Annotated in this window: 21 protein-coding genes; 1 reads left to right on the top strand and 20 read right to left on the bottom strand. The window is 48.2% G+C overall.

Going from position 1 to position 16,984, the window contains the following annotated elements; all coding sequences use genetic code 11:
- Positions 1-129: 129 nt before the first annotated feature.
- The 18 genes from HW560_RS16935 to spoIIIAA all read right to left on the bottom strand — a co-directional run bounded on the left by HW560_RS16935 (position 130) and on the right by spoIIIAA (position 13,820).
- Positions 130-1,035 carry a polyprenyl synthetase family protein gene (locus tag HW560_RS16935; RefSeq protein ID WP_179264004.1) on the bottom strand — a complete coding sequence of 302 codons (906 nt, stop codon included), beginning with the start codon at positions 1,033-1,035 and terminating at the stop codon, positions 130-132.
- Complete coding sequence (gene xseB / locus HW560_RS16930) at positions 1,028-1,285, bottom strand: exodeoxyribonuclease VII small subunit (protein WP_063565703.1); 258 nt, start codon at positions 1,283-1,285, stop codon at positions 1,028-1,030. The genes HW560_RS16935 and xseB overlap by 8 nt, the downstream gene beginning before the upstream one ends.
- Positions 1,275-2,639 (bottom strand): exodeoxyribonuclease VII large subunit, encoded by a 1,365-nt coding sequence (gene xseA, locus HW560_RS16925; RefSeq protein ID WP_179264002.1) that lies wholly within the window; start codon positions 2,637-2,639, stop codon positions 1,275-1,277. The genes xseB and xseA overlap by 11 nt, the downstream gene beginning before the upstream one ends.
- 9 nt (positions 2,640-2,648) lie before the next feature.
- Entirely contained in the window at positions 2,649-3,506 is an 858-nt protein-coding gene (folD, locus tag HW560_RS16920) for a bifunctional methylenetetrahydrofolate dehydrogenase/methenyltetrahydrofolate cyclohydrolase FolD (protein ID WP_076291880.1), read from the bottom strand.
- Positions 3,507-3,734: 228 nt separating this feature from the next.
- Positions 3,735-4,187: a transcription antitermination factor NusB gene (nusB, locus tag HW560_RS16915; protein ID WP_063565701.1), complete on the bottom strand. Its 453-nt coding sequence runs from the start codon at positions 4,185-4,187 to the stop codon at positions 3,735-3,737.
- Positions 4,188-4,382: 195 nt separating this feature from the next.
- A complete protein-coding gene (locus tag HW560_RS16910; RefSeq protein WP_053784412.1) occupies positions 4,383-4,616 on the bottom strand; it encodes a DUF2273 domain-containing protein in 234 nt (77 codons plus the stop codon).
- A gap of 14 nt (positions 4,617-4,630) precedes the next feature.
- Positions 4,631-5,170, bottom strand: a complete 540-nt coding sequence (gene amaP, locus HW560_RS16905) for an alkaline shock response membrane anchor protein AmaP (protein WP_090900785.1) — start codon at positions 5,168-5,170, stop codon at positions 4,631-4,633.
- 148 nt (positions 5,171-5,318) lie between these two features.
- Positions 5,319-5,729 carry an Asp23/Gls24 family envelope stress response protein gene (locus HW560_RS16900; RefSeq protein ID WP_024630996.1) on the bottom strand — a complete coding sequence of 137 codons (411 nt, stop codon included), beginning with the start codon at positions 5,727-5,729 and terminating at the stop codon, positions 5,319-5,321.
- 225 nt (positions 5,730-5,954) lie between these two features.
- Positions 5,955-7,298, bottom strand: a complete 1,344-nt coding sequence (accC, locus tag HW560_RS16895) for an acetyl-CoA carboxylase biotin carboxylase subunit (protein ID WP_090900788.1) — start codon at positions 7,296-7,298, stop codon at positions 5,955-5,957.
- A gap of 55 nt (positions 7,299-7,353) precedes the next feature.
- The gene (gene accB, locus HW560_RS16890) at positions 7,354-7,818 is read right to left on the bottom strand and encodes an acetyl-CoA carboxylase biotin carboxyl carrier protein (RefSeq protein WP_063565765.1); all 465 of its coding nucleotides are present in this window, start codon (positions 7,816-7,818) and stop codon (positions 7,354-7,356) included.
- A gap of 139 nt (positions 7,819-7,957) precedes the next feature.
- A complete protein-coding gene (locus tag HW560_RS16885) occupies positions 7,958-8,809 on the bottom strand; it encodes a SpoIIIAH-like family protein (protein ID WP_179264000.1) in 852 nt (283 codons plus the stop codon).
- A gap of 65 nt (positions 8,810-8,874) precedes the next feature.
- Positions 8,875-9,513, bottom strand: a complete 639-nt coding sequence (gene spoIIIAG, locus HW560_RS16880) for a stage III sporulation protein AG (protein ID WP_090900793.1) — start codon at positions 9,511-9,513, stop codon at positions 8,875-8,877.
- A gap of 15 nt (positions 9,514-9,528) precedes the next feature.
- Positions 9,529-10,407, bottom strand: coding sequence for a stage III sporulation protein AF (gene spoIIIAF / locus HW560_RS16875; protein WP_179263998.1), 879 nt, complete (start codon positions 10,405-10,407; stop codon positions 9,529-9,531).
- Between the two features lie 30 nt (positions 10,408-10,437).
- Positions 10,438-11,628: a stage III sporulation protein AE gene (spoIIIAE, locus tag HW560_RS16870; protein WP_111618834.1), complete on the bottom strand. Its 1,191-nt coding sequence runs from the start codon at positions 11,626-11,628 to the stop codon at positions 10,438-10,440.
- A 21-nt stretch (positions 11,629-11,649) separates the two neighbouring features.
- Positions 11,650-12,039: a stage III sporulation protein AD gene (gene spoIIIAD / locus HW560_RS16865; protein WP_017687586.1), complete on the bottom strand. Its 390-nt coding sequence runs from the start codon at positions 12,037-12,039 to the stop codon at positions 11,650-11,652.
- Between the two features lie 32 nt (positions 12,040-12,071).
- Complete coding sequence (gene spoIIIAC / locus HW560_RS16860; RefSeq protein ID WP_017687585.1) at positions 12,072-12,275, bottom strand: stage III sporulation protein AC; 204 nt, start codon at positions 12,273-12,275, stop codon at positions 12,072-12,074.
- A gap of 29 nt (positions 12,276-12,304) precedes the next feature.
- Positions 12,305-12,823, bottom strand: a complete 519-nt coding sequence (gene spoIIIAB / locus HW560_RS16855; RefSeq protein WP_090900804.1) for a stage III sporulation protein SpoIIIAB — start codon at positions 12,821-12,823, stop codon at positions 12,305-12,307.
- Positions 12,816-13,820, bottom strand: coding sequence for a stage III sporulation protein AA (spoIIIAA, locus tag HW560_RS16850; RefSeq protein ID WP_090900807.1), 1,005 nt, complete (start codon positions 13,818-13,820; stop codon positions 12,816-12,818). The genes spoIIIAB and spoIIIAA overlap by 8 nt, the downstream gene beginning before the upstream one ends.
- A 276-nt stretch (positions 13,821-14,096) precedes the next feature.
- Between spoIIIAA and HW560_RS16845 the strand changes: the two genes are divergently transcribed.
- The gene (locus tag HW560_RS16845) at positions 14,097-14,846 is read left to right on the top strand and encodes a 2-phosphosulfolactate phosphatase (protein WP_179263996.1); all 750 of its coding nucleotides are present in this window, start codon (positions 14,097-14,099) and stop codon (positions 14,844-14,846) included.
- 79 nt (positions 14,847-14,925) lie between these two features.
- Here HW560_RS16845 and HW560_RS16840 read toward each other — a convergent pair whose 3' ends face one another.
- Together HW560_RS16840 and efp are read right to left on the bottom strand one after the other, a co-directional pair.
- The gene (locus HW560_RS16840; protein WP_090900813.1) at positions 14,926-16,179 is read right to left on the bottom strand and encodes an aspartate kinase; all 1,254 of its coding nucleotides are present in this window, start codon (positions 16,177-16,179) and stop codon (positions 14,926-14,928) included.
- A 191-nt stretch (positions 16,180-16,370) separates the two neighbouring features.
- Positions 16,371-16,928 carry an elongation factor P gene (gene efp, locus HW560_RS16835; RefSeq protein WP_024631007.1) on the bottom strand — a complete coding sequence of 186 codons (558 nt, stop codon included), beginning with the start codon at positions 16,926-16,928 and terminating at the stop codon, positions 16,371-16,373.
- Between the last annotated feature and the right edge of the window lie 56 nt (positions 16,929-16,984).

Below are 16,984 nucleotides of genomic sequence, written 5' to 3'. Positions count from 1 at the left end.
TCGTATGATCTTCCTCAATATGTATTCACATACCTACTTGGACCAACCCTTCCTCATGAAGCCCAGAAAAAGCACATTAAATTGATTACACGATTCCGAATGATTTGAAACAGTTACCCTCAACCAAAACTAATGATCTCGACTCATCAGATAATCTGCGATCTCCATCAGTCGGGAAGGGTCAGGTAACTCCGCTCTAACAAGTGCATCTTTAGCTGATTGCGTCAGGGACTTCACCTCTTGAAGAGAGGCATCCATGCCAATAAAATAGGGGTATGTGACCTTCTGCTGATTCACATCACTTTGCGTTTTCTTTCCCATTTTCTGCTCGTCACCCGTCAGGTCCAGAATATCGTCCTGAATCTGGAATGCCAGCCCCAGGTCTCTGCCAAATACACGCAGCGCCTCCAACTGTCCTTCTGTCGCACCACCAATACGAGCGCCAGCAATGAGGGAAAACACAATTAAATCTCCGGTCTTGTGCAGATGAATATATTGCAATTGGGCAAGATCTGTCATGCCCTGCTCGCCTTCCATATCGGCCACTTGTCCGCCAACCATGCCTCTTGCTCCTGCCAGTTCGGACAAATCCTCCACAATGGACAATAATGCGTCTGCTGACACACCGCTGCGACGACCTGCCTGAACAATACTGTAAAAAGCATGCGTTAACAGTGCATCGCCAGCCAATATAGCAGTCGCTTCACCAAACACTTTGTGATTCGTTAATTTTCCCCTGCGATAGTCGTCATTATCCATAGCAGGCAGGTCATCGTGGATCAACGAATACGTATGAACCATCTCCACGGCGCAGGCTACCGGCAATGCAGCTGTACGCTGTGCACCGAAGGCTTCCGCCGCAGCAACGACCAGAAGTGGACGAAGGCGTTTGCCCCCGGCCATAAGTGAATACTGCATCGCGTCAACCAGTGACTGAGGCACATCCCAGTGAACAGGAAGAGCCTGCCTCAACTCTCCCGTCACTTCAGCTGTAACTTCCTCAAGATACATTTCAAACGAAGGACGATTACTCATTGACTTCACCGCTTTCGTCGACGGCAGCGCCGAACGGTTTCTTGCGAAGTTCCCCATCCTCTTCTACGATCATCTCGATCTTACGTTCCACTTGTTCCAGCTTCAAACCACAAAGTTGGGAAAGCTTCATTCCGCGCTGAAACAAATCGATGGCCTGTTCCAGTGGAACATCACCATGCTCAAGCTGACCTACGATGTCTTCCAATGCCGCCATTGCCTCTTCAAAATTCAATTCCGGTTCATTCGCCATGGGTATTGTCGTCCTCCTTCATTCCCCAAACCTGACAGTCCAGCTGTCCGTCTGTTAATTTAATCTTTATCGAATCTCCTGGCTGTACATCCTTCATCGATTTGATCAATCGTTGCTCCTGCTCGTCGTATACAAGGCTGTATCCGCGTGACATAACTTTGAGCGGGCTTAGCGCATCCAAATGACGTACAGATGATTTCCACTGCTGCTGCTTCGCTCTCGTGATGGATCGGATTGCAACCTCCAGCTGACGCCGGGCTGATGCATTCTCCCGTCTTGCAGCATTCACCTGTTCACGAGGATTGAACCGCTGCAGCGCTGCACGCAAACGCTCCTGTTTCTCGGTCGTCCATTTCATACGTGTATCTACAGTTCGCAGAAGACGCTGCTGCAGCATATCCAGCCGCTCCGTATGCTGCATTAAGGTACGTCTGGGATGCACAAGCACAGGTGATCGTTGCAATCTGGCCAATCTCTCCCGATTATGAACAGCACGCTGACGTAAACTGTGCTGCAGCTGACGCTGGCGCTGAGCGATCTGATCAAGCAGCTCAGCTCGATTGGGTACTGCCAGTTCGGCAGCAGCCGTAGGTGTTGCCGCCCGCAGATCAGCAGCAAAATCGGCAATCGTAAAATCCGTTTCATGCCCAACCGCTGAAATCACAGGAATGGCCGAACCCACAATTGCTCTTGCCACGATCTCCTCATTGAAAGCCCATAACTCCTCCAGTGATCCGCCGCCTCGTCCAACAATCAGCACATCGGCTTCGCCCATTCGGTTCAGGTTATTGATGGCCTTCACAATGGATGGAGCCGCACCTTTACCTTGAACGAGTACTGGATATAGAATCACTTGGGCAGATGGATATCTGCGCTGCAATGTAATCATGATATCCCTTACCGCAGCACCTGTAGGTGAAGTAACCACACCAATCGTCTGTGGAAAACGGGGAATCGGCCTTTTCCGTGATGCAGAGAACAGCCCCTCGTCTTCCAGCTTTTTTTTCAGCTGCTCATAGGCCATATACAGACTTCCAATACCGTCCGGTTGCATGTGTGTGGCATAGAACTGATATTGTCCATCCCGCTCATATACCGAAACATTACCACGAGCAATAACCCTTGCACCCTCCTTCGGTACAAAGGGCAATCGTTGATTATGGGAAGCAAACATAATGGACTTAATTCGGCTGTCCTTGTCCTTCAATGTAAAATACATATGACCGCTGGAGTGATGTGTAAAATTGGAGATCTCTCCGCGCAGCCATACATCCGACAGTACCTGATCCGATTCCAGTTTCATCCGGATGTATCGGTTCAGGTCTTTGATGGAGTAAATCTTTTGATCTGCCACAGATTCGACCTAGGCCAATCCGTGAGCGCGTTTGGCAGCGATCAGTGTATTTTGCATCAACATGGTAATTGTCATTGGACCAACGCCACCAGGAACTGGAGTAATTGGGCCAGATACCGTCTTCACGCTCTCGAAATCTACATCCCCTGCCAGTTTACCGTTATCCAAGCGGTTCATTCCCACATCGATTACAACAGCACCCGGTTTGACGAAATCGGCATCCACAAAGTTTGCACGACCGATAGCAACCACAAGAATGTCTGCCTGACGGGTGATCTCTTTCATGTTCGCTGTACGGGAATGACACATCGTTACCGTTGCGTTCTCACGTTGAAGCAGCAAGGATACCGGTTTGCCCACAATATTGCTGCGACCGATAACTACGGCATGTTTGCCTGACATTTCGAGACCCGTACGCTTGATTAGCTCAATCACGCCCGCAGGCGTACATGGCAACAAACTATCGTCTCCAATGACGAGGTTCCCCACATTAACCGGATGGAATCCGTCCACATCCTTGTCCACGGCGATTGCATCAATCACCGCTTTCTCTTCGATATGTTTCGGCAATGGGAGCTGAACCAAAATACCGTTAATGGATTCCTGTTTGTTCAGCTTGTCCACCAACGCGAGCAGATCCTCTTGGGACGTGCTTGCATCCAAACGATGAACTTCGGAATAGAAACCGAGGTCATGACATGCTTTTTCTTTGTTACGCACATATACTTGGGATGCCGGATCTTCCCCGACGAGCACAACAGCCAGGCCAGGTACTACCCCCTGTTCGCTAAGCTGTTTCACTTCTGTTGTCATGCTTGCGCGCATTTCTTGGGATACTTCTTTTCCGTTAATAATAGATGCTGTCACTGTACTCTCTCTCCCTTATGTGAACATATTTTAGAGGTTGTTCAAAAAGTCAGCTTTTGATTACGAAGGATGCCTATCGGCATCATCAGCATCGAATATGAAATTCAGCCGAAATGTCCGTTGCTCACGTAGTTTTCCCTACGCTCCGCTACTCCATTTCTAGCTTCATCCCATCTTCTCGGTACTGAAAATCGGTCTTTTTGAACACGCACTGTAGTTAATTGTAACTTAAGACAGTTTTGCTTTGATGGTGCTGACTTCCTGAATCATGCGCCCAAGTACGCCGTTAACGAACTTACCCGATTCATCTGTACCAAAATACTTGGACAATTCAATCGCTTCGTTGACAGATACTTTTGCCGGAATATCATCACGGAACACCATTTCATACGTGGAAAGCCGTAAAATCTGGCGATCTACACGTGACAGACGGCTAATCTGCCAGCCTTTCAAATAATCGACCAACAATCCGTCAATCGCTTCTTTATTGTTCCATGCGCCCTGTACCATTTCGGTCACGTAGGTACGCATTACATCTGCATCATGAATAACCACTTCAGTTTCATTGTCTTCAGCGGCTTCATTGATCAGCATATTCACGGCTTCAGCTGCGCCCACTTCATTCATTTCCATCTGATACAGACTTTGTACTGCAATTTCCCTTGCCAAACGTCTTTTCATGTCCTGCCTCCTGCAGCGCTCCCTGTGGAGCGTCATCATGCTTATTTTAAAATATAAAATCTTTGATGGAATCAGAGATCTTATTATATTGTTATCCCTTTTCACAAAAAAACCTGCAATCGTTTCCTCCAAAAAACGGGCAACCTAAACTACAGCTCTATTTTCGGAAGAAACATATTGCAGGGTTCAGGTGGCTCACTTAAAGGGACGCCAGCGATCACCAAGCCATTGCCCCCATTCCCTCCAGGGAATGAACGAGCCCAGCTTCGAGTCGCTTCGTCTGCCCAACGTATAACCGATGAACACCAAGAGTGCAAAGAACAACATATCCCAAAAACCGATCCATACATAAAGAAATCCAAAAAAGATGCCGCCGACAATTCCAGTAATTCGGCCTCTGTGACTATCCCAAATCTCTCTCCACAGCATCAGTGAAACTCACCTCATTCCACTCGACTCTTGTAGTTAGGCGACTGGGTAACGTTGGCAATATACACGGTGACAAAAGAAACCGGGATACCCGTAATCTCCTGTACATGATCATGTATTGCCTTCTGCAGTTCGGCTGTCAGCGTCGGGATTGGCGTCTCGCCATCCACTACTGCACGGATCATAATCTCCAGTCCGGATTCAACCACACGAATACGAGCTTTGACATCACGAACTCCCCGGAAACGGGAAGTTGCTTTGAGACAGAGATTTTCAATCGTTTCCATCGAAATCTGCACATCACCATACTCAGTACGCTGATCTACAGATGGCAATGAAGCACGATCACGCCGAACCGAGATGTAGAAAAATCGCAAACTCAGGATAAACAAAATCGCTGCTGCAACTACCGCCGCAATAATGACGTTTTGTTCCTGCTGGTAATTCAATTCGTAAGGCAGCACACCACTGATAAGAAGTATGACTGCTGCCGATATTGCTCCAACGCTTATGCTGTATATAAACAACAGAAGCCGATCCAGTATTTTAGCCACGAACTGCACAGCCTCCCTTGCTCACTAACATGGCTTAACCTGCCCTTTGGCAAAAGGATAACCCTCAGGTGCAAGCTTACGGTTATTATGAAGACCTGTCCAAGACGGGATAACCCCCGGCAGTGATGCCGGGGGAATCTGTCTTCTTTTATTTTACGCGCTGACTGTTCAGGTCGATTTCTTCCACTTTCTCGGTGCTCTTGAACTGAACGTCATGAATGTGCACATTCACTTCATTCACATTCAATCCTGTCATGTTCTCAATGGAGCGCTTCACGTTCTGTTGAATTTCGGTAGCCACCTGTGGCAGACGGTAACCATATTCAATAATAACGGAAACATCCACAGCAGCTTCACGCTGACCTACTTCAACCTTAACGCCTTTGGAAAGGTTTTTGCGACCAAGCAATTCAGCAAATCCACCAGCGAATCCACCGCTCATGCCTGCAACACCTTTAACTTCAACTGTAGCCAGTCCAGCGATCACTTCAATAACTTCAGGTGCGATCTGGATTTCACCGATATCCGTTCGTTCAAATTCTGTCGGCAGTGTACTCATAACTGTTCAACACACCTTTCGCGAAATAAGTTTGCGGCCATCCGTCAGGGCGCTGGTGCTCAGGCCTACCTGGCCTTCAGAACCCTTCCGGTCCGGCTTTACCGGAACTCCTGCAACTTCATCCGCGTATGTGCGGCGGCTTATCCTCTGCAGGAGACATGCGCTCTTATTATTACATACTATATCATTTGGGCTACATTATGACAAACAAGCCCAATATACCTTTTAAATCTCATTTTCCTCAAGAAATTTGATATCAAAGTCCCCACGAACAAACGTTGGATGCTCCAGCAATTTCTGATGAAAAGGAATCGTTGTGGAAATGCCTTCAATCGCAAATTCAGCCAATGCACGCTTCATCTTCGCGATAGCCTCTTCACGGTTTGCTCCCCACACGATCAATTTGGCGATCATGGAGTCATAATAAGGAGAGATCGTGTATCCCGGATAAGCTGCACTATCTACACGTACACCCGGTCCTCCTGGTGCAAGATAGAAACCAATTTTGCCTGGTGACGGCATAAAATTACGGTCCGGATCTTCTGCGTTGATACGGCACTCAATGGACCAGCCATTGATCACAACATCTTCCTGACGGAATGAAAGCGGATTGCCTTCAGCTACCGAGATCATTTCGCGGATCAAATCCACGCCAGTAACCATTTCAGTTACAGGGTGTTCAACCTGAATACGTGTATTCATTTCCATGAAATAGAATTCACCGTTAGGGCTGAGCAAGAACTCAAGTGTACCTGCTCCCGAGTAATTCACCGCAAGCGCTGCCCTTACTGCGGCTTCTCCCATCAATGTACGCACATCTTCGGAGATGATTGGACAAGGTGCTTCTTCCACCAGCTTTTGACGTCGACGCTGAACAGAACAATCACGCTCGCCCAGATGCACTGCATTTCCATGTTTGTCTGCAATGATCTGAATTTCCACGTGCTTCATGCCTGTCAGGAATTTCTCCAGATATACTCCGGCATTGCCGAAAGCTTTCTGTGCTTCCTGCTGGGCAGCTGTAATTTGTTTGATCAGCGCCTCTTCATCTTCAGCAATACGAATCCCTTTACCTCCACCACCAGCGGTAGCTTTGATAATGACAGGATATCCAATATCTCTAGCAATCATAATGGCTTCATTCATATTTTCAACCAAACCGTCGGATCCCGGAATGACAGGAACACCTGCATCCTTCATCGTTTGTTTGGCGACAGCCTTATCACCCATTTTGGTAATGGCTTCTGGAGAAGGGCCGATGAACGTAATATTGCAGGAACCACAGATTTCTGCAAAATCAGCGTTCTCTGCCAGGAATCCATAACCTGGGTGGATCGCATCACATTCTGTCAGTGTAGCTACACTCATCAGGTTGGTGAAGTTTAGATAACTGTCTTTCGAAAGTGTAGGCCCGATACAATACGCTTCATCTGCGAGACGAACATGCAGGGAGTCTTTATCCGCTTCCGAATAGACTGCTACCGTCGAAATGCCGATTTCACGACAGGCACGAATAATACGTACCGCAATTTCGCCACGGTTCGCAATCAGTATTTTTTGAAATTTCATTTCGTTATTGTCCTCCTTCGAAGCTCATGCAGTTGCCGTTATGCGGTTATAACCGTTATTCCGGTTTCACCAGGAACAGGGGTTGTCCATACTCAACCAGCTGTCCGTTCTCAACCAGCACTTCAACGATTTCTCCCTTGATGTCAGCATCAAGCTCGTTCATCAGCTTCATCGCCTCAATGATACATACCGTTGTTTTCTCAACAACTTTATCACCAGCGCTTACAAAAGGACCCGCTTCCGGCGAGGAAGCTCTGTAAAAAGTACCCACCATCGGGGATACAATTTTATGTAAATGACTTGTAGTATCGACTTGAGGAGCAGCCTCAGCCACCACTGCAGCGGGTTGCACCTGTGGTGCAGCAATCATTTGCGGTTGAATAGCAGCTGCCTGAACATACTCGGTTTTACCCGGTTTGCGAATCGACAACCGTGATCCTTCGTTTTCAATTTCCAACTCTTGAACGGAACTTTCATCTACCAGTTTGATCAGCTCTTTGATCTCACTCAATTTAAACATTTCCATTATTCACTCCTTCGGCATCATGCCAGTCTCACTAGGACGGTCATATGGCTTTATGTATTATATCATAATCATTAAAAATGGAAAGAGCCCGAGATCTGATCCAGTTCTCGGGGCTACTTTTCCATTTTTTAGATTACTGTTCTGTCACGTATTGCACGCTGATTTTATTTTGGGATACAGCCAGTTCTTTCATAACCAGATCCACAATGGAAACCGCCTGTTTTACATCCAGTTTGTCACTGAGAACAACAACTTTATACTTGTCGGCATCCTCCTGAACGATGGCATTGGCAAACTGTTGTGACAGGGTTTCTTCGATGCCATTGATTTTGGCTTCTTTTTCTTCCAGCGTACGAAGCTGCTCTGTTGCTTTGGCATTTTCTTCTGGTGTTTTGCTCAGATCACCCGCAACGGTCATAAGTTCTTCATACTTGCGATTGTTGCTCTCCTCACGCTGCCACTGGTAGTTCTGGAACTGGCTGCTCGCAGACGCTGCCGTATTCTGCTCCTCCATCTCTTTGAGAACGTCCTCATCGGTTTTCGTTGCGCTGCCTTCTGTTCCAGTACTTGTCTCAGGGGTGGTTACTGCGCCTTTGTCTGTACCTTTGTCTGTACCTTTCTCGCTGCCTTTACCCGCTTCACCTTGTTTCTCGCCGGATTCCGCAGCTGGTGATTTCTCGGTGTCTCCAGCTTCTTTACCGTCTACAACCGCAGGATTATCCACAGATTCAGCTGCCGTTTGATCTCCTTCAGTGCCTGTAACTTCGCCGCCATTCACCACTTCATTCACAACCAGACCTTCTGTCGGATCAAGGATTCCAGCCGTTTCCTTCGCTTCTCCTTGCTTCATACCATCCACCTGGGTGCTGTCAGCTACAGGCGTATTAATCGGACCGGAATCTTCAGTGAACAGGTAATAGGCGGACAAAATGACCATCAGACTCAGCATGGATACGAGCCATACCGTTTGACGTTTGTTATTCATTAGAACTTCCTCCTCGAATTGGCTTCATTCTTATGACAATCAAATTTTGTGATACATGTTCTGGACTAATCCTGCTTGCGCGGAACAACCGAAATCCGGTAGGCCGCAACATTCAGTCCTTTTTCCACAGCATCTGTAATCAGGTCCTTCACAACCTTGTTCTCTGCACCTCTGGCAACGACAAGCACGCCCCGGATCTGCGGTTTGAGCTTTTTCGTGACAATCGGTGTCTGATCCCCTGATATTTCATACGTTATAATTTCGCCATCCCGGGTATATTGCGTCATATGTCGCTTTCCCCCGTTTGCATCCGTTTCTTCGGTGAGCTGCTGCGAATCCTTCACATTACGCTGTACAACAAGCTCCTCTGTAGAATCCACGGTCACCATCACATCAACAGTTCCCACACCAACGATATTTTCCAGCACACCCTTGATCTTGTCCTCAAATGCGATCTCTATCGCCTGAAATGGATTCTGATCCGTCGGATCCGCCTGTATGGATGCCATGGATGTAGCCGGATCAGGAGGCTCGCGACCGATATTTTCGGAATCAATCTTTTTGACATTGACGAAAGAGTTGAACAGCATAATTCCGACACCGATCAAACCAAGGATAATCAGCCAGCGAAAGGTTTGACTGCGCCGCTGCCCGCCTTCTCCTCCGCCGAGCCAGCTTTCCATCTTTTTGAGCCATTGCCTCATCGGATACCCTCCTTCTTACAGCGCCGAAGCGCTTTTCTTTTCTTTCACCTGTACTTTGTTGGCATCGATATCCCACTTCTCTGTCAATAGCGTAATTATTTGTACTGCTCGTTCAGATCGGGAGGACGTCTGTCCTTGCTGAGAGTTTGTCTCTGCCTGCCCACCCGACACAGGTGTGGAGTCAGCTCCCTGTCCATTTTGCGGTTCGCCAGAGTTACCCTTACCCATGCTACTTTCATGATTGCTGCCACTGTTCACCTCGATCTGTACATCAGGGACCTCAATCTGACCAATCTGGATTGGCTCCTTTACTGGAGGTGATTCAGTGGCTTCGGATTCCGGGTCAGATTCGAATATCGGTGTTGTCGTTGCCGCTGCTTCCTGCTGATCTGTGTTGAGGCTGACTTTCCCCGCTGCTGCCTCACCTGTCATCTCCACCAAAACATACTGGATCACCGGAAGTTCCACCGAGGAAGTCAAGTCCGTCTCCGGCTTAGTAGTACTCATGGCGAGCTTTACCTCAACAGACTGCACTCGCTCCCCGGTTGTTTCTTCAATTTGCCCTTTCATTACGTTAGCCAGCTCTTTGGCTGTCCATTGCAGCGATTGTTCCTGTTCATTGGATTGCAGCCGCCTGCCCTGAGCCAAAATCTGTTCAAGTGTTGCATTTCCATCCGATGGCGAATCCATGGCGGTCATCGCTCGCTTAAGCTCGCCAACAGGATCACTTTTCAAGAGCTTTGTTATAGGCGATAACAGGGTTAGCAGGATAAGGAGGCTCAGCACAAGCTTGACATAGCGTTCCATGGATCTGTTGGGCAATAACATATCCACGAAAGTCGCCAGCAGAACTATCATGATCAATTCCCGGAGCCAGCTGCTCAGCCACCCCATCCTTCCAGCCCCTTTCTATCGAGCATCCCCTCATCTCATCATGACGGTCAGATTGCCTGCGGTTAGTAGGATCGTGATTGCCAGAAAAAACATCAGTCCGACAGCAGCAAGTGCTGCAAATACGTAAAGCATGCTTTTACCTATCGCTTGCAGACATCCTACAATCGGCGTATCTCCTAACGGTTGCATGATCGCGCCAGTTATGTTGTAGATCAGGGCTAACGTCAGAATTTTAAGTGCAGGAAACGCGCATAAAAACAAGATGATGATGACACCCGTTAGTCCGATTGCATTTTTCACCAGGAGTGACGCTGTGATCACCGTGTCCGTTGCATCCGCAAACGTTCTGCCGACAATGGGGACAAAGTTGCCTGCGATGTACTTCGCCGCTTTCAGACTGACACCATCTGCCACGGAGCCCGATGCCCCCTGCACCGAAATTACGCCCAGGAACATCGTAAGCAGTATACCGAGCAGAGCTACACTAATATTCCGTAAGAGATCTGCCAGCTGTGTAAGCTTGTACTTGTCGGACAAGGAACTGACGAGATGTAATACGGCTGAGAAAAAGAGTAGCGGGAACACCAGCATGTGGATCAATGTACCGACCAGATGAATCATGAAAATGATCAGCGGATGAGTCACAGAAACGGTAATGACATTTCCCATGGAAGCCAGCAGTGTAAACAACAGGGGCACCATGGCCATCATAAAGTTGATCATGCTGGCAATGGCATCCTTGGCGTATCCAATCGCCACACTGAAGCTGTTTATGGCGATGATAATAATGACCATGTAACAAATGGAATAAGCGATTTTGCTAATATTGTTTTTCTCAAAAGCGGTCTGCAACGTCTCCAGAATCATGCTCAGCACACTCAGCATCACAATCGTGACCAGAAGCTTGCCGTTATATAAAATTTCATGAAGCATGAAGGTTCCAATCGCTATAAACACCGACTTCAGGCTAAACCCTTCATTGCCGGGCATTAACATATCCATAAAGGAAGGCGTTTTTCCTTCCGGAAAAAAACCGCCGTATTGTTGCATGAGTTGGTCCCAGTATTTTTCCACCTGATCCTTGGGAAGCTGGTCAGCCTGCTGCTGCATCCACTCTCCCGAGGGAGAACCAGCGGCCACCTGTCCCATGATGGCAAATAGAAAACACAGCGTCAGCACGAAGGTAAGGCGCCACTGCGGCTTGTGATGCATCATTTTCATATGAAGTCCGCACGCCTCCCTCTATACCGGCATCAGCTTCATGACGGTTTCGATAATAATGCTGATGATGGGTATCGCGAGTACAAGGATCAGCACCTTGCCAGCAAGTTCAATTTTAGAAGCAATGCTCTCCTGGCCTGCATCCCTGACAATCTGTGCGCCGAATTCAGCAATGTACGCTATGCCTATAATTTTCAGTACAGTTTTCAGATAAATGCTCTCCATGCCTGAATTCTCGGCAAGCCGTTTCAACACCTCGATCACCGCGCCAATCTTGCCAATCAGCAGCATGAAGATCACGATGCCGGTAGCAGCAGCTATCAGAAAAGCGAACATCGGCTTCTGTTCTTTGATAACTAGAATGAGCACCGTTGCGATGAGCGCCAGACCTACAACTTGGATAATTTCCACAGGTCACCACCATCCCGGCTTCATGACCGTTTTCATTGAAAAAGAAATATCGATTTGATCTCTTGCAGCAGGCTGTCCAGCATTCGGACCACCATGAACAATACAACGACAAATCCGATCACGGTCACCCAGTGAGCCATATCTTCCTTTCCCATTTGTTTCAGCACCGTATGAATCATTGCAATGATGATTCCGATGCCCGCAATTTGAAAGATTGCGTTCACTTCTAAATTCATGACCTTGGCACCTCACTATCCCGGCTATTTCAGAAGATCAGAATGACGATTAACGCTCCGACAAGCATCCCGAGACTGCGGCACATTCGTTCATATTTCATTTGATCGGCTTGGGCGCGGGATTCCTCATGCATTAGTTGCTGAATGGCTAACGAGATGTGCTTGGTCTGATCCTGACGATCGCTGGTGCCAAGGCTGAAGCTCAATTGCAGCATGACCTCCCGCTCGTCCGCCTTCATGGCTGATCTTCCCCACGCCTCTTCTATACCAGACTGAAGACTCTCACGAGCAGTGTGTCCATGAGGTGGCTCCATCTGCTTGGCTGCGTGGAGGAACAGCGTCCGAACAGGCTCTTTTGTCTGGGCCCCCATTTTCCCCATAGCATCAGGCAACGGGGTCAGCCCGTAGTTAATCTCTGTCATCAACCGCTGAAGAGCAGCGATTAATTCTCGCAGTTGTCTTGGCCTCAAGGCATACTGCCTCGCCTTGTAGAATCCGGCTAGGGTACTGGCCAGCAGAATGATGACGGCACCGAGCATGTTAACCAAAGGCCTCACCTCCCACTTCTGCCTGCTGGAGACCGCGCATTTTGCCATCGGCCATTCGAAAGGTCATGCCCCGGCTCGTCCGTTGCAGCTGTACATAACGCTGGAACATCTGCTCGACGATCAGGGTTCTCAGTGCAGGTCTGGAAGAAAGCTCGGCCAGATCACGACCATGCGCAGTGGCGATGACCGATACGCCTGCATGTAGTGCTTCCATGACCGCCTCCGCATCTTCCGGTCGGCCTATCTCGTCCACGATCAGAACATCGGGAGACATGGAGCGAAGCATCATCATCATGCCCTCAGCCTTTGGACAACCGTCCATGACATCGGTACGAGGTCCCACATCAAATCCAGGTACGCCCTTGTAGCTTCCAGCAATTTCGGACCGCTCATCAACGATGCCAACCTTTAGACGTGGACGCATGCCCTGAACAAGTTCATTGACACCCGTAAGTTTGGTTCCACTGCTAATCTGTCTTGCCAGATCCCGCAGTAATGTGGTCTTGCCTTGCTGCGGAGGTGAAAGAATTAAGGTGTGCATGACCTGTCCACTTTTCATGTCCAGCAGATATGGCAAAATCCGATCAGCGACTCCGTGAATTTCTCGGGCCACCCTGACATTGAATCCATTGATGTCGCGCAGGTATTCGACGCGGCCTCCACTTAGCACTGTTCGGCCAGCCAGTCCAATCCGATGCCCGCCAGGAATAGTGATGAAGCCTTTACGCAGCTCCTCTTCCAATGTATAAAGCGAATGATTGCTGATCAGATCCAGCAGCCTGTGTGTTACCTCTTTTAAAGGAATATAGGCTTCATCAGGCTTCGAAGTCGGACTGCCCTGGGGTGTGAGGAAGTGATAGGTGTCTCCTGCATTGATTTCCAGTGGTCTTCCTTCACGGATACGTACTTCCTCCACTTTATCTAATAAAGCGGGCGGCATTCTTCCCAGAATGGTTCGAATCGGTTCCGGAAAGAGATCCTTCCAGTTCACCATCATGAATAGGCCCCTCCAACCTTGAATTCGGTTTTATTGCGTTCCTGGTGCTTGTTCATATCTCAAGTTTATGTGTGTACATTGAATTTATGACGCTGAACTCTATCATTTTCTTCAAAATAGGGAGGAGAGTTTAAAAATCATAGATCAGACTACTGTTCTTGTTCTAGGCACCCGTCTAGATCCAAGTGCATATAGTGCTTGCAGACAGGTGATATTCATTCCGGGATAAAAAGGACAGAACCACCTATCCCCAAATACAGAAAGGAGTTGTGGGGAGTGCGAGTCGATGTGGTAGGTAATGTGAATGAAGTTCGAAGAATGGATATTGCAGGACGATGTGTGGTTGTCATCGATGTGTTGCGAACGACCAGTACCATCGTTACGGCACTGGCATACGATGCAGCGGACGTCATTGCTGTAGAAACTGTTCCTCAAGCGAAACAATTGAACGTGCAGGATGCCATTCGTGGTGGGGAGCGTTTTAATAAAAAAATTACAGGATTCGAGGTGGGCAATTCCCCCTATGAATATATGACTCCGAATATTGCGGGTAAAACCATTATTCTGACTACGACAGATGGTACACGTGCCCTGATCAAGGCATCCAAGGCTAGACATGTGTTCGCAGGCTCATTTCTCAATGTGAAGGCTGTCGCGGATGTTCTGTGCGAGCTGCGCCGGGATATTTTATTGTTATGCGCAGGGGATCAGGATGAGTTCGCGCTGGAAGATGGTTTATGTGCAGGCAGCATTATCGAGGAGTTGTACCGACAATCCACTTTCCCCATTAGGCTGAACGATTTGGGCCTGGCGCTCCATCAGGCTGCCTCTCATGCCGAGGATAAATTACCCGATCTTGTTAGAGTATCCGCTGGTGGTCGAAGGCTGGAAAGGCTAGGGAGGATACATGACATAACGTATTGCACCCAATTGAACTTGCTGGACTGTGTTCCAGAGATGGGTGAAGGGAACCGGATGCAACCATTCAGAGGAACACGTAAGGAACGGCTGTTTAAATTGCTGTGAACAACCTAAAAAGGTGTACTGCGATCCCGAATGGGAATACACAGTACACCTTTAGTGTGTCTTTACAACTGTATTGTTTTTATCTGCGAACTTGCGGTCCGCCAATGACTGCCTGCTCAGCCGTATCCAGATCATATGCTGTATGCAGCGCCTTAATTACGTCATGAAGCTTCTCTCCGTCAATAACACAGGATACCTTGATCTCGGAAGTGCTGACCATCTTGATGCTCACGCCTTCGCCCGAGATGACTTTGAACATCTTCGCAGCAACACCCGGATGGCTAACCATGCCTGCGCCAACGATGGAGACTTTCACCAGGTCTTCTTCAGAAGTAACTTCACGGTAAGGCAGGCGGCTATGGAGGGCTTCAATGACACGCAGTGCGTTCTCCCGGTCAGACAGCGCAACAGAGAACGAGAAGTCTGCTTTACCGTCCATCACACCACTCTGAACGATAATGTCGACATCCAGCTGTTCTGATGCAAGGGCACCAAACACTTCAGCGAGAACCCCCGGTACGTCTGGTACACCCAGAATACTGATGCGAGCCACATTTTTGTCATAGGCAATTCCACTAACTACCACGCCTTGTTCCATTGTTGCTTCCTCCTTCACAACCGTTCCTTCATTATGGTTAAAGCTGGATCTTACAATCAAAGGCACACCGGAATGCTTCGCGTATTCAACAGCACGCGGATGCAATACCGCTGCTCCCAGGTTGGCCAGTTCCAGCATCTCGTCGTACGAAATTTCCTTAAGCTTGCGTGCAACCTTCACGATCCGCGGATCGGTGGAATAGATACCATCTACATCCGTGTAAATCTCACAAGCATCCGCCTTAATAGCTGCTGCCAAGGCTACTGCTGTTGTATCCGATCCCCCGCGGCCAAGTGTCGTAATCTCGCCGTCTTCCGTCATTCCCTGGAAACCTGCAACGATTACAATGTTGCCCTCAGCCAGCGCCTCATTCACCCGTTCCGGATGAATATCGTTAATCCGTGCTTTGCCGTGTACCGGCTCTGTCCGGAATCCCGCTTGCCAGCCTGTAAATGAAATGGCTTTGCGTCCTAGTGCCTGAATCGCCATGGATAACAATGAAATCGAGATCTGTTCTCCCGTAGTCAAAAGCATATCCATCTCACGTGCAGGCAGTTCACTGTTCAGCTGTTTCGCCTGATCAATCAGATCATCCGTGGTATCCCCCATGGCCGAAACCACGACTACACACTGATGTCCTTCATCCGCTTTTTCTACAACACGTCCGGCTACACGCTTCATGCGCTCTGTATCTCCGACCGAGCTGCCCCCAAATTTCATGACGTACAATGACAACGCAAATCCACTCCCTACCTTGTGCAGTATGCATAATTGATGTCCACCGTCATTATTCTCTCCGAAAAATGACTTTAACCCAGTATATTACGAAAGCGTCTGATAGGCTAATCTTTTTTCGAAAAAACCCTTTGCCAGAGAAACGGCAAAGGGTTGAATTAACGCTTTATTAAGCTTACATTATGCGAACGTTACGCGCGGGAAGAGTATTTACCTTCACGAGTATCGATCAGCAGAACATCGCCTTCGTTAATGAACAATGGCACTTGTACGTTCAAGCCAGTTTCCACTTTTGCGTTTTTAGTAGCGCCTTGTGCCGTGTTACCTTTTACGCTTGGCTCTGTTTCGATAACTTTCAACTCTACGCTTGTAGGCAAGTCGATTCCGAGGATTTCACCTTGGTAGCTAACGATTTTTACGTTCATGTTTTCTTTGAGGAAGTTCAATTCCCATTCCAATTGGTCGCTTGTCAGTGTGAACTGATCATAAGTTTCGTTGTCCATGAACGTGTGCTCTGTACCACTAGCATACAGGTAGGATACGCCACGGTTTTCGATGATGGCACGTCCAATGGTTTCACCTGCACGGAATGTTTTCTCAACGGTGTTACCGTTGCGCAGGTTTTTCAGTTTGGAACGTACGAAGGCAGCGCCTTTACCTGGTTTAACATGTTGGAAATCAAGTACGGTATAGATGTCGTTGTCTACTTGTACGGTCAAGCCTGTTTTAAAATCGTTTACTGAAATCACAAAAAATCCCTCCTGATATGGTTGAAAAGTAGGTGATATAAGACGATGCGTTAATT

The sequence above is a fragment of the Paenibacillus sp. E222 genome (assembly GCF_013401555.1).
Taxonomy (GTDB): Bacteria; Bacillota; Bacilli; order Paenibacillales; family Paenibacillaceae; genus Paenibacillus.
This window is presented reverse-complemented; position numbering and strand designations above follow the sequence as displayed.